This is a genomic window from Streptomyces sp. NPDC052236, assembly GCF_044548015.1.
Lineage (GTDB): Bacteria > Actinomycetota > Actinomycetes > Streptomycetales > Streptomycetaceae > Streptomyces.
Genome location: NZ_JBIUBL010000034.1, coordinates 25,001 through 38,315 on the forward strand (window position 1 = coordinate 25,001; position 13,315 = coordinate 38,315).

9 protein-coding genes and 1 pseudogene are annotated in these 13,315 nt (G+C 69.9%); 6 read left to right on the forward strand and 4 right to left on the reverse strand.

All coding sequences use genetic code 11. The annotated features are described in order from the left end of the window. Positions 1-291: 291 nt before the first annotated feature. The gene (locus tag ACIHCQ_RS38270) at positions 292-1,212 is read right to left on the reverse strand and encodes an AAA family ATPase (protein WP_399673113.1); all 921 of its coding nucleotides are present in this window, start codon (positions 1,210-1,212) and stop codon (positions 292-294) included. A 3-nt stretch (positions 1,213-1,215) separates the two neighbouring features. Continuing rightward, positions 1,216-2,409 carry an RNA ligase gene (locus ACIHCQ_RS38275; RefSeq protein ID WP_399673115.1) on the reverse strand — a complete coding sequence of 398 codons (1,194 nt, stop codon included), beginning with the start codon at positions 2,407-2,409 and terminating at the stop codon, positions 1,216-1,218. A 300-nt stretch (positions 2,410-2,709) separates the two neighbouring features. On the opposite strand from ACIHCQ_RS38275, the gene ACIHCQ_RS38280 reads away from it, so the two are divergent. Continuing rightward, on the forward strand, positions 2,710-4,776 hold the full coding sequence (locus tag ACIHCQ_RS38280) for a discoidin domain-containing protein (RefSeq protein ID WP_399673199.1): 2,067 nt from the start codon (positions 2,710-2,712) through the stop codon (positions 4,774-4,776). Between the two features lie 66 nt (positions 4,777-4,842). Further along, the gene (locus ACIHCQ_RS38285; RefSeq protein ID WP_399673117.1) at positions 4,843-5,442 is read left to right on the forward strand and encodes a TetR/AcrR family transcriptional regulator; all 600 of its coding nucleotides are present in this window, start codon (positions 4,843-4,845) and stop codon (positions 5,440-5,442) included. A 4-nt stretch (positions 5,443-5,446) separates the two neighbouring features. On the opposite strand, the pseudogene ACIHCQ_RS38290 reads toward ACIHCQ_RS38285, so the two are convergent. Continuing rightward, positions 5,447-6,664: pseudogene (locus ACIHCQ_RS38290) on the reverse strand (SpoIIE family protein phosphatase); the annotation flags it as partial. A gap of 66 nt (positions 6,665-6,730) precedes the next feature. Beyond that, complete coding sequence (locus tag ACIHCQ_RS38295) at positions 6,731-7,648, reverse strand: LysR family transcriptional regulator (protein WP_399673120.1); 918 nt, start codon at positions 7,646-7,648, stop codon at positions 6,731-6,733. Positions 7,649-7,857: 209 nt separating this feature from the next. On the opposite strand from ACIHCQ_RS38295, the gene ACIHCQ_RS38300 reads away from it, so the two are divergent. The 4 genes from ACIHCQ_RS38300 to ACIHCQ_RS38315 all read left to right on the forward strand — a co-directional run bounded on the left by ACIHCQ_RS38300 (position 7,858) and on the right by ACIHCQ_RS38315 (position 13,296). Beyond that, positions 7,858-8,973, forward strand: a complete 1,116-nt coding sequence (locus ACIHCQ_RS38300; protein WP_399673201.1) for a M20 family metallopeptidase — start codon at positions 7,858-7,860, stop codon at positions 8,971-8,973. A gap of 59 nt (positions 8,974-9,032) precedes the next feature. Continuing rightward, positions 9,033-9,638: a hypothetical protein gene (locus tag ACIHCQ_RS38305; protein ID WP_399673122.1), complete on the forward strand. Its 606-nt coding sequence runs from the start codon at positions 9,033-9,035 to the stop codon at positions 9,636-9,638. Between the two features lie 170 nt (positions 9,639-9,808). Continuing rightward, on the forward strand, positions 9,809-11,461 hold the full coding sequence (locus ACIHCQ_RS38310; RefSeq protein ID WP_399673124.1) for an ABC transporter ATP-binding protein: 1,653 nt from the start codon (positions 9,809-9,811) through the stop codon (positions 11,459-11,461). Next, positions 11,458-13,296, forward strand: a complete 1,839-nt coding sequence (locus ACIHCQ_RS38315; protein WP_399673126.1) for an ABC transporter ATP-binding protein — start codon at positions 11,458-11,460, stop codon at positions 13,294-13,296. Before ACIHCQ_RS38310 ends, ACIHCQ_RS38315 begins: the two co-directional genes overlap by 4 nt. Positions 13,297-13,315: the final 19 nt, after the last annotated feature.

Here is a 13,315-nt window from a genome sequence, read left to right on the forward strand (position 1 = left end):
TCCATGCTGCTCGGGTTTCTCGGTGTTTCTCGGGTGTGTGTGGTGTCAAGCGAACTTGATCTTCAAGCTGAATCCAGCCTGCAGCCTTTGTGCGCCGCGTGGGAGACCGTGCTGTGCCAGGGAGTGACGTTCCGGGGTGTGGCACGGCCTGCCACGCAGCGCATGAAGCCACGAATCCGGACGGACGCTGGGCCACCGGCCCGGGAAGTGGTCGCACGCCCGAGATCCCGCGCAGGTCGCCGGGTTCCCGCCAGGCCCGGCCCCTCCCGGGCACCAACCGGCCTCAGCCGCTCAGAAGTTGCCGTAATTGACCTGCCACGTGGGCAGGCCCATACGCCGCCACACGGCGACGACCCGGTCACGATCGTCCAGGGAAACCCGAACCGCGAAGCGGTGACGGACGTGCCGGTCGAACAGTTCCGCCTTCACGATGTCGTCGCGCCGAACGTCGCCGGCGCCCCGCATCCACAGTTCGTCGCACGGCACCTCGTGTCGCCGGAGCCACTCCTCCGTCTTGGCGCGGTGCTCCTCGCCCCGGCCCGAGAGCAACACGATGACGTCGTCGTTCGCGCGCCGGAAGGAGTACAGGGCCTGCCGTACCGAGACGTTGAGCAGGTCCTCGTCACAGCGCGAGAAGTCGTACGGGCCGCGGCCTACCCTGAGGGCGAGCGTGCCGTCGATGTCGCACATGACCGCCGACGGCAGCGCCGGGTCCGCGACGTACGGATCCACGGGCGGCGGCGGATCGTCGTTCAGCCACTCGCCGGTGAGCTGCCAGCCGCCCTTCCTGGCCTTCATGTGCTTGTCGTCTAGCAGCCGGATCATCTCCTCTCCGACCGATTTCTCCCGCTCGCCGTCCCGCCGTACGCACTCCTCCACCGGCACGCCGGTGAAGTCGTGCACGACGAAGGTGGCGCTCCCGGCCACGGCGGCCTTCAGCCGCTTGGGGATGTGCCGCGTCAGATGCGTGTTGTCGACAACGACGTCGAAACCGCCGTCGACGGCCGCCCGGACCGCCGCGTCCTGGATCGCCAGCACCGTCTGCTCGTGCGCGTACGACCGGCCGCGCTCGGGCGCCGGAATGTCGAGCATGGCTCGCAGATCATCGAGGTTGACCCGGCGCATCCTGCCCTCCGCCTCCGCCTGCAGTGCGCGCGCCGCGGTCGTCTTCCCCGAGGCGGGCAGGCCGGTCATGACATGTACTACGGGCACTGGTCAGTTCTCCTGGTCGTTCTTGAACGGATCGGACGCCTCGGGCCGCACGGAACGGTACGTGGCAAGTTCCGTCGGACGTCCCTCCAGGCGCAGGAACATGGCGGGGCGGACAGCGGCGTCGGGCAGCGCCTTCGCCGCGCGGGCGAAGACGGCGCGATCACCGCTGAGATGGGCGAGGGAGCGGTACGCGTCGTCGATGGCGCGCTCCCGGTCCGCCACGTCCTTCTCGATGCGCGCGATCACCCCGCGCACCCAGGCATCGAACTCGTCCGGCACCTGCTCCAGCAGGGCGTCCAGCGGCCGGCCGCCCGACGCGGTGATGTCCGCCGCCAAGCAGCCCAGCGTCTGGGCCACCCGCTTGGCGGGCAGGCCGCCGAAGCGCTGGATGCCGTGGCTGCGCCAGATGTCGCGCTCGCTGACGCCCGTCAGTACCTTGTGCAGCCGTACGTACTCCGACAGCTTGGCCTTCGCCCGTACCCCGGACGCGAAGCGCAGTACGAAGCCCTCCGCATCGGTCCCGGTGGCGGCCCGGCCTCCGGGCAGGGTGTTCGACTCGCTCATGGCCAGCAGTTCGGCGAGCGGCATGGCGGGCCAGACCGTGACGACGGAGCCGATCGGCTGCCATGCGGGGGCGGCATCGGCGAGGGGTACCTCCGTGCCGTCCTTGGCGAAGGCGGCGAGCAGCACCAGGTCCCGGCGGTCGCCGTAGTTGACGACGATCCGGTTCTGCGGGTACAGGATCTCGGCGAGGTAGGTCACGCCCGGGGTGAGGGCCGAGGTGTCCTTCCCGTCGAGCCGGCGCTGCGCCCAGGTGGCCTGTGTGCTGATGAACGAGCCCTTGGACGCGACTCGCCACCGGCCGGCGTAGTGGAAGACCACCGCCAGGCTGCCGTCCACCTTGTCGTACACCTCGAAGGGCTCGTCGGCGAGCGGCGGAGCGTAGTCGTGGCCGAGGGCGTGCTCGGGCATGTTAAAGAACTTGGGGAACGGCCACGCGATGATGTCGCCGGTCCTGTCGTCTGCGACCAGGCCCCGGCAGCGGGTGGTGACAGAGGTCCAGGCGCGGTCGTACTGGGCTGCTCGCGTGTACGTGAATATGGAGATCGGCAAAGACGGGTGGGCCTTGCGAGTTACGTGGCCGGCAGCGATCGACGCCTCTAGGTCATCGAGGCTGAACAGGTCAGAGATCTTCATAGCAGCCTCCGCGTCGCTTGTGCCAGTTCCTGCGGCGGCAGCAGGTCGTGAAGAGTCAGGTGTGCCTGGCTCATGGATTCCTCCCCTTCGAGATGACGCATTCTCACCTGCGGAAACGCCTGGGCGACAGCGAATTACGGAGGGGGTTGTAGGAACCGACGAGTCATCAGGTCAGCCGTCCCGGACTATTGACTCCGATGACGGCAGTCGCGATTCTCATCCCAATCGTTTCGTTTGTGCGAGCCATGACAAACAGCTAGCCGCGCCGTCCGCCGACGACCGAAGACGTGAGTGATGACGATGACTCGACACCCGCACCGCAGGCGTAGGCCCCTCACGGTTCTGTCGTTGCTCCTCACCGTGCTGGCCATGACGCTCGGCGCCGCGCCCGCCGCGCCCAATTCCTCGGCCGACACGGGCTGGTGGACCCCGGCCGCGCGGCCGGCCCCCGACTCCGGGATCAATGTCACGGGCGAGCCCTTCAAGGGAACCGACGCCCAGGGACAGGTGCGGGGCTTCGTCGACGCGCACAACCACCTGATGGCCAACGAGGCCTTCGGTGGCCGGCTCATCTGCGGAAAGCCGTTCTCGGAACTGGGCATCGCCGACGCGCTCAAGGACTGCCCCGAGCACTATCCCGACGGCTCGCTCGCGCTCTTCGACTTCATCACCAAGGGCGGTGACGGAAAGCACGACCCGACCGGCTGGCCGACGTTCAAGGACTGGCCCGCCTATGACTCGATGACCCACCAGCAGAACTACTACGCCTGGGTCGAACGGGCCTGGCGCGGCGGTCAGCGGGTGCTCGTCAACGATCTCGTCACCAACGGTGTGATCTGCTCGGTGTACCCGTTCAAGGACCGCGGCTGTGACGAGATGACCTCCATCCGTCTGCAGGCGCGGAAGACGTACGACATGCAGGCCTACATCGACACGATGTACGGCGGGGCGGGCAAGGGCTGGTTCAGGATCGTCACCGACAGCGCGCAGGCCCGCGAGGTCGTCCAGCAGGGCAAGCTGGCCGTCGTGCTGGGGGTCGAGACCTCGGAGCCGTTCGGCTGCAAGCAGATCCTGGACATCGCGCAGTGCGGCAAGGCCGACATAGACCGGGGGCTGGACGAGCTGTACGCGCTGGGCGTGCGCAGCATGTTCCTGTGCCACAAGTTCGACAACGCCCTGTGCGGGGTCCGTTTCGACGAGGGCACCCTCGGCACGGCCATCAACGTCGGCCAGTTCCTGTCGACCGGCACCTTCTGGCAGACGGAGAAGTGCGCAGGCCCGCAGCACGACAACCCCATCGGCGGCGCGGCGGCGCCCAACGCGGAGAAGACACTTCCGCCGGGTGTGTCGGTCCCCTCGTACGCCGCGGACGCGCAGTGCAACAGCCGCGGTCTGACGGACCTCGGTGAGTACGCGGTGCGCGGCATGATGCAGCGCAAGATGATGCTGGAGATCGACCATATGGGCGTCAAGGCCACCGGGCGGGTGCTCGACATCGTCGAGTCCGCGTCGTACGCCGGTGTGCTCTCCTCGCACAGCTGGATGGACCTGAACTGGACCGAGCGGGTCTACCGTGCCGGCGGCTTCATCGCCCAGTACATGCACGGCTCGGAGGAGTTCAGCGCCGAGGCGAAGCGTACGGACGCGCTGCGCGACAAGTACAACGTCGGCTATGGCTACGGCACCGACATGAACGGTGTCGGCGGCTGGCCCGCTCCGCGCGGCGCGGACACCGCGAACCCCGTGAAGTACCCCTTCCGCAGCGCGGACGGCACCACCGTCATCGACCGGCAGACCTCCGGCGAGCGCACCTGGGACCTCAATACCGACGGCGCGGCACACTACGGTCTTGTCCCGGACTGGGTGGAGGACATACGGCTCGTCGGCGGCCAGGGTGTCGTGGACGACCTCTTCCGGGGCGCCGAGTCCTATCTCGACACCTGGGGAGCCTCCGAGAACCACAAGGCGAACGTCAACGTGGCGGCGGGCTCGGCGGTGTCGGCCAGTTCGGCGGAGTGGAATCCGCTCACGAGTTACGCGCCCGGCAGGGCCGTGGACGGCGACACAGGCACCCGCTGGGCGAGCGACTGGAGCAACGACCAGTGGCTCGGGATCGACCTCGGGTCGGCGAAGCTGGTCAAGCGCGTCACCCTCGACTGGGAACGCGCCTATGGGAAGGCATACCGCATCGAGCTCTCCTCCGACGGCGCGAACTGGCGATCCGTCTGGTCCACGACCGCCGGTGACGGTGGCCTGGACACGGCCCGGTTCACCGGCGTACCGGCCCGCTATGTGCGCATCCAGGGGCTGGAGCGCGGCACCGAATGGGGCTACTCCCTGCGCGAAGTCGGCGTCTATACCAACTGAGGACCAGCTGAGGACCAGCTGAGGACCGACTGAGGGCGCCAGGACACGAGAGCGAAGGAATATCGGATGGCGCGGATGCCGTCGGCCGAGCGGCGCCGACAGCTGACCGAAGCAGCGATCCGCGCGATGACCCGGGACGGTGTCGCCAGGACGACGACCCGGTCCATCGCCGCCGAGGCGGGCGTGTCACTGAGCGTCTTCCACTACTGCTTCGACTCCAAGCAGGCCCTGATCGAGTCCGTCATCGCGACGATCACCGATCACTACGTCACGGTCGTGAAGGACGCGATCCGCCCGAAGGCCACCCTCCGCGTAACCATCCGGGCCGGTTTCCAGGCCTATTGGGACCATGTGACCGCCAACCCCGGCGAGCACATGCTCACGTATGAGCTGACGCAGTGGGCCCTGCGCCAACCCGGGTTCGAGCAGTTGGCGCGACGGCAGTACGAGCTGTACTCCGACACCTATGGCGAGCTCATCGAAGAACTACGTCACAGCATGAAGTTCGAGCTGCGCGTACCCGTCCCCGTACTGGCCCGCTACCTGGCCACCATGACCGACGGACTGACCCTGCACTTCCTCGCGCTCGGCGACGACGCAGCCGGCGCGGACATTCTGGATATGATCGCCGATCACGTCGTCGGGCTCGCGTTGCCCTGCGACTGACCGCTCACCCCGTCGGAAGCGCCTGCTCCGCCCAGATGGTCTTGCCGCTGCGACCGGGCCGGGTGCCCCAGCGGTCGGTGAGCTGGGCGACCAGCAGCAGTCCGCGGCCGCCCTCGTCGTAGGTGCGTGCCCGGCGCAGGTGGGGGGAAGTGCTGCTCCCGTCGGAGACCTCGCAGATGAGCGAGCGGTCGCGGATGAGCCGCAGCTGAATGGGGACGCCGCCGTAGCGGATGGCGTTGGTGACCAGCTCGCTCACCACGAGTTCCGTGATGAAGGAGGCCATGTCGAGTCCCCAGACGGCCAGTTGCTCGGTGGCGTGCTGCCTGGCCGTGGCAACCATTGCCGGGTCGGCGGGCAGGTCCCATACGGCCACCTTCTCGGCGTCCAGGGCGCGCGTACGGGCCAGCAGCAGGGCCACATCGTCGGCCGTACCGGCGCGGTGGTCGGGCAGCAGAGCCTTGATCACCGTGTCACAGGCGTCATCCAGGGTGGCCGCCGGGGCCGCCAGGGCGGCGCACAGTGCGGCGATGCCCTGCTCCACGTCGAGATCGCGCGTCTCGACCAGACCATCGGTGTACAGAGCCAGCACAGCGCCTTCGGGCAGCACCAGCTCGGTGGCCTCGAACGGAAGCCCACCGATCCCGAGCAGCGGACCGGCGGTCACCTCGATCAGCTCGACGGTTCCATCGGGGAGCCGGGCCACGGGCGGCGGATGCCCGGCCGAGGCGATCGTGCAGGAGCGGGACACCGGGTCGTACACGGCGTACAGGCACGTGGCCCCGATCTCCCCGGTCACCGCGGACTGCTCGTTCGCCAGATGCCCGACCAGGTCGTCCAGGTGGGTGAGCAGCTCGTCCGGCGGCAGATCGACATCGGCGAGCGTCCACACGGCCGTACGCAGCCGCCCCATCGTCACGGAGGCGTGGATGCCGTGCCCGACCACATCCCCGACGACCAGCGCCACCCGGGTCCCGGACAGCGGGATCACATCGAACCAGTCCCCGCCCACTCCCGCCTGCCCGCTCATTGCCTGGGGCAGCAGACTGCGCTGCAGGGCCAGCGCGGTGGTGCGCTCCCGGGTGTAGCGGCGTGCGTTGTCCACCGAGACCGCCACCCCCAGTGTCGTGCCGCGCGCCACCAGCGGTACGGCCATCAGCGAGAAATTGACGGCGTCCGCACCCTCCGGCCTGACCGAGCACCGCCGTGGCGTCGTCGCTTGCCATGACCAGTCGCTCTTCGCCTGTCGGCGTCCCCATACGGTCAAGAATGATCCCGTTGAAGAACGGCATCAAGCCAGGCCGACTGCGGGCCCCCGGCGCGTGTCCGGCGCGTCCCGCAGCAGATCCCGCAGCTTCAGTGCCGCCGGCAGTGGGGCGGCGGGCAGCGCTGTGTGTACGGTCCGGCGCATGGCGAGATCGCCGAGCCGGCAGAGGACCAATTCGGCCGGAACCGCCCAGGTTGCCAGCGAGGGGACCAGCGCCACCCCGAGTCCGGCCGCCGCGTAACCGAACTTCCCGGTCCACTCCGCGATTTTGATGATCTTCTTGGGTGTGAAGCCCGCCCGGGCACAGGCATCGGTGAGCAGCGTGGGACGGCCGCCCGCGGGCGCGTCCTGGAGCCAGGCCTCGTCGCGCAGTTCGCGCAGATCGATCGTCCCGGCTCCCGCGAGGGGATGCTCGCGCCGCAGGGCGACGAACAGTTCGTCCTCCAGCAGAACAGCCGTCGTGACACCGTCGGCCGACGGCAGACCGGACGGATAGTCGCTGACCACCGCCAGGTCGAGCGCTCCCTCCGCCAGGCGCTGCATCAGCGTGCTGCTCCGGCCCTCGATCGCGACGATCTCGACATCGGGTCTGGCCTGCTTGAACGCCCGCAGGGCAGCGGGCACCAAGGAGATGTTCGCGGTCGAGAACGCCCCTACGCGCAGCGTCCCGCCCTGACCCGCGTGGATCACGGCCAGCTCCTGCTCCGCTCGCGACAGCCGCTCCAGCACCTCCACCGCGTGACGGTGCAGCGCATGGCCTGCGGGATTCAGCCGTACGCCCCGGGGCAGCCGTTCGAACAGCGGTCCGCCCGCCTGCTGCTCCAGCGAGGCAATGCGCCGGGACACCGCGGACTGCGTGTAATTGAGCCGGACCGCCGCCTGGGTGAACGACCCGGTGTCGGCCACGGCCACCAGCAGACGCAGCGCGTCGATTCCGAACACATTCCTCCTATGCATGGCTCACATGCAATCTAGTCGCTGGTGGAATGCCTTGTCCCGTCCTAACGTCGTTTATGTGGTCGCGTTTGAGGACGGGGCCGGTTCAGATCGGATCAGGCCTGAGGAGACAGCATGCTGTTGCCGCAAAAGGTTGAACAGGTTGAGACGGGGCAGGGCCGGTGACCGCGGGAGCGGCGATCGCGCTGCCGGCGATGCTGGCCGATCTGAAGGAACTCGTACTCTGCGAGGCCTTCTCGGCCGATCACGCGGCGGTGGCCCGCAGCGCCGAGGTGGTCGGCGCCCTCGGCGCGAGACTGCTGGGCGCCGTGCCGGAGACGTACGTGATCGAGGGTGTGACCCACCTGCGGTGGGCCTTCGGGACGCCGCGTGTGCTGCTGCTGGGACACCACGACACGGTGTGGCCCATGGGCTCGCTGAAGACCCACCCCTGGTCGGTGGTCGACGGAATCGCCCGGGGTCCCGGCGTGCTCGACATGAAGGCGGGCCTGGTGCAGATGTTCCACGCGCTTGCCTCCCTGCCTTCCCCGGACGGTGTGTGCGTACTGATCAACGGGGACGAGGAAGTCGGCTCCCCCACCTCACGGGAGCTGATCGAGGAGTCCGCGCGTGGTTGCGCGGCCGCCTTCGTGCTGGAGGCGTCGGCCAACGCGGAGGGCGCGCTCAAGACCGCCCGTAAAGGCACGTCACGATACGAGGTCGTGGTGCACGGCAAGGCCGCCCACGCGGGCCTGGAGCCGGAGAGAGGGGTCAACGCCGCGGTGGAGGCGGCTCACCAGGTCCTGGCCATCGCCGGCCTCGGGGCGTCGATGCGTACCAGGATGGGTACCAACGGGACCACCCGCTCCGCCCTGGGAGCCCCGACCATCACGCCCACCCTGCTGTCGGCCGGCAGCACGCTCAACACCGTGCCCGCGCTGGCGAAAATATCGGTGGACGTACGGGTGCCGACCCTGGCGGCACAGGACTTGACGGACCAGCTCATGCGGAAGCTCACCGCCCGTACGCACGGAGCCCGGCTGGAGGTACTGGGCGGCAGACGACGGCCGCCACTGGAACCGGAGTCCTCCGCCGAACTGTTCACCCTCGCCTCCGCCATCGCCTCGGAGCTGGGCCAGGAGCCGCTGCGGGGACTCGCCGTCGGCGGCGCCTCGGACGGCAACTACACCGCGGGCGTGGGCTGTCCGACGCTGGACGGCCTCGGTGCCGTCGGCAGCGGCGCCCACGCGGACACCGAGCACGTCCGGGTCACACAGATCGTCCCCCGCACTCGTCTGCTCGCTCAGCTGATCACGCGGACGCGGCAGTGAAGAGGCCCGACCCCAGTCACCGCTATCACTCCTGCCACTCCTACGCGAAGCAGAGGCTCATGACAGCACGGACTCCCCTGTTACTCACCGCCGTCATCACCGTCACCGCCCTCATCGCCGTGGTGCTCGCCGGCTGTTCCGGCGACCCCGGCCCCACGCAGGCCGGCAGCGCCACGCCGACCGCCCACGCCTCGCAGACGGTGGAGGCCACGCCGACCGCCACCCCCACGGTGACCACCGACCCCTCGCAGATCGCCGACAACGTCACCTCTTGGTACGAGTACGGAGGGGCTGTGCTGATCGGTCGCGTGACGGACGCCGCGGTGAAGGTCCAGACCGAGCACGCCAATGACGCCTCCGTCATTGACTTCGAGGATTTGGTGACCGCCTGCCGCGACGCTCGGAGTTTCGGATCCATCCCGGACCAGAAGACGTACATCTCATGGACGACCGCCGTCAGGAACCTCTACGACGGCGCGAACAGCGTTCTGGACTCGGGCTCCGAAGACCTCCTCTTTCGGTCTCCCGATAAACAGGCCCAGGAATTCCGGGGCTGGGAACAGTTCAGCAAAGGCATCGCCGACCTCAAAGCGTTCCATTCACACCTCCGCAGCAGCTTCGGCCTCGCTCCGGAGAAGGACCCTTGGAAGGACTCCGGGGAGTAGCCGCCCCCGGTTCAGTGAGCGCGCGCCCTCAGCACAGCCCCATGGGCCGGCCCTCCAGGGCTCCTAGTTAGACTAGCCTTACCTAATATTGTCATGGTGGCTGGTTCTGGAGGGTGCGGCCGGTGGGAGCAGACGAACCGTCAGGTCGGGATGTCCTGACGCGAGCGGTCATGGGACAGCGGCGCCGCGTAACCGTTGGCGCGCTCCTGGGCGCCGGCCATCAACTGGGCGAAGCCCTGGTTCCGGTACTGATCGGCATCGTGATCGACCAAGCCGTGGCCGAGAGCGACGCGACTGCGCTGGTGCGCTGGCTCGTCGTCCTCGCCGTCGTCTATGTGGGGCTTTCATTCAGCTTCCGCTTCGGGGCGCGCGCAGGTGAGCAGGCAGCCGAGGTGGCGGCGCACTCGCTGCGGGTGGAACTTGTCCGACGCGTACTCGATTCCCGGGGCGGGGCCGAGGGCGGGCGGCTGCCGGGTGCGCTCGCCAACATCGCCACCGAGGACGCCAAGCGGGTCGGCGCGGTCAACCTGGCGGTGATGTTCGGGATTTCGGCCTTCGCCGGGCTGGCGGTGAGTGCTGTGGCGCTGCTCCTGATCTCCGTACCCCTCGGTCTTGTGGTCCTGGTGGGCACGCCCGTGCTGCTGTGGCTCGGTCATCTGCTCAGCAAGCCGCTGGAGCGCCGCAGCGAGGCCGAGCAGGAGCGGGCCGCCCACGCGTCCGGCGTCGCGGCCGATCTGGTGGCCGGGCTGCGGGTGCTCAAGGGCATCGGCGCCCAGGCGGCGGCCGTGGACCGTTACCGGCGTACCAGCCGCGACTCGCTGGCCGCCACGCTGCGCGCCGCCCGCGCCGAGGCGTGGCAGCGCGGCGTCGTACTGGCCCTGACCGGCGGCTTCATCGCCCTGGTCGCGCTGATCGGCGGACGGCTCGCCGTGCAGGGCGACATCACGCTCGGTCAGTTCGTGTCGGCCGTAGGACTGGCGCTGTTCCTGCTCGGGCCGCTGCAGGTGTTCGCCTGGGTGAACGCCGAGTTCGCCCAGGGCCGGGCCTCGGCCGCGCGCATCGCGGGGGTGCTCGCCGCGCCACCCGACGTGGTTCCCGGCGACCGGGGGCTGCCGAGTCCCGTTCGCGGTGGGCTGCGGCTGCGGGAGGTCAGCCTGGGCGGGCTACGCGGCGTCGATCTGACTGTCCCGCCCGGCGAGCTGCTCGGGGTCGCCACCACCGACCCGGCGGCTGCCGTTGCCCTACTGCGCTGTCTCGGCCGTACCGATGACCCGGACTCAGGCGTCGTGGAACTCGACGGCGTACCGCTGACCGGCCTGGACCCGGCGGAGCTGCGTACGGCCGTACTCGTCGCGGCGCACGACGCCGATCTGTTCGAGGGCACGTTGAGCGACAACGTCGGTGGCGTGGAAGGTGTCGAAGGCGTCGAAGGCGTCGAAACGGCGATGGCCGCCGCGGGCGCCGACGAGGTCGCCCGCGCGCTGCCGCTCGGCGCAGCCACCGAGATAAGCGAGGGGGGCCGCTCACTGTCCGGCGGCCAGCGCCAGCGCGTCGCCCTCGCCCGTGCGCTGAACGCCGGCCGGTCCGTGCTCGTCGTCCATGACCCGACCACCGCCGTCGACGCGGTCACCGAGGCCCGGATCGCCTCGGGCCTGCGGGAGTTCCGGCACGGCCGTACCACCGTCCTGGTCACCAACAGCCCGGCGCTGCTCGCCGTCACCGACCGGGTGGTGCTCCTCGACGCCGGCCGGGTCGCGGCCGACGGCCGCCACGCCGACCTCGTACGCAATGACGCGACCTACCGGACGGCGGTGCTGGCATGACCACGGGACCCGACACAACGGGGCAGCCAGGGCCATCAGCGGGGGCCCGCGAGCTGCTGCCCACCGCCACGCCCGCCCGTACCCGGGCCGCCGTCGGCGAGCTGCTGCGCCCGCACCGGGCACTGGCCTGGGCCGGGTTCGGTGTGCTGGTGGTGGCCACCGCCGTGGGTCTGCTCACCCAGCCGCTGCTCGGCCGCATCGTCGACCTGGTCACCGAGCGGAGCCCCGCCGGGGCGCTCACCCTGCCCGTGGTGCTGCTGGTCGCCGTCGCCGTCGCCCAGGGCGTCACGACCGCGCTGGGTATGTCGCTGGTCTCCCGGCTCGGCGAGACCGTACTGGCCGAGCTGCGCGAGCGGTTCGTCGAACGGGCTCTGCTGCTGCCGCTCGACCGGCTGGAGAAGGCCGGCTCGGGCGATCTGACCGCCCGCGTCACCCGGGACGTCTCCCGTGTCGCCGAGGCAATTCGGACCGCTCTGCCCGAACTGGCGCACTCCGGTCTTTCCATCGTGCTCACACTCGGCGCGCTGGCCGTGCTCGACTGGCGCTTCCTGCTCGCCGCGCTCCTCGCGGTGCCCGTACAGGCGCACACCGCCCGTTGGTACATACGCAACGCCGCGACCCTGTACGCGCGCGAGCGCATCGCCACCGGGGCGCAACAGCAGCAGCTGCTCGACACCATCGGCGGGGCGCCCACCGTACGGGCCTACCGGCTGGAGGCCGCGCACACCGAGCGGGTCACCGAACGGTCCCGGGCCGCCGTCGACCTGACCATGCGTGGGGTACGGCTGGTGCTGCGCTTCTACAGCCGCCTGCATGTGGCCGAGTACATCGGTCTCGCGGCGGTCCTGGCAGTCGGCTTCCTGCTCGTACGCGACGGTTCGGCGTCGATCGGCACGGCGACGGCGGCCGCGCTGTACTTCCACAGCCTGTTCGGGCCGGTCAACACCGCGCTGGTGCTTCTCGACAACGCCCAGTCGGCGTCCGCCGCTCTGGCCAGGCTGATCGGTGTCGTCGACGAACCGGCAGGGGATGCTGCGCCGGAGGCAACGCGGGAAGCGACGCGCGAGGCAGCGCGGGACACACCGCAGACCGTTCCCACGGTCACCATGACCGGGGTCGGCCACTCCTACGTACCCGGCCGCCCGGTGCTGCACGGCGTGGACCTCGTCCTGCGCCCGAAGGAGAAGGTGGCCCTCGTCGGCGCCAGCGGGGCGGGCAAGACCACGCTGGCCAAGCTCCTCGTCGGCATGCACCGCCCGGCCGTCGGCAGTATCGACATCGGCGGAACGGAGCCGAGCGAGTCCGGTCGTACGGTGGCGCTGGTGACCCAGGAGGTGCATGTCTTCGCCGGCCCGCTCGCCGACGACCTGCGCCTGGCCAGGACCGACGCAACCGACGAGGAGTTGCGCGAGGCCCTGGAGCGGGTCGGCGCCCTCGGCTGGGTCGAGGCGCTGCCCGAGGGCCTGGACACCGTCGTGGGCGACGGCGGCCACCGGCTGACCGCCGACCGGGCACAGCAACTCGCTCTCGCCCGGCTGGTGCTGGCCGATCCGCCCGTCGCCGTGCTGGACGAGGCGACCGCCGAGGCGGGCAGCTCCGGCGCCCAGGTGCTGGAGCAGGCCGCCGAGCGTGCCCTTGCGGGCCGTACGGCGCTGGTCGTCGCCCACCGCCTCAGCCAGGCCGCCGCCGCCGACCGGATCGTCGTGATGGAGGACGGCCGGATCGTCGAGAGCGGCACGCACGACGAACTGCGCACGGCCGGCGGGCCGTACGCGGCCCTGTGGCAGGCCTGGTCGGAGAACCGCAGTACCAGTACCAGTACCCCTCAGCCCTGAACCGCGACGGCGGAATGAA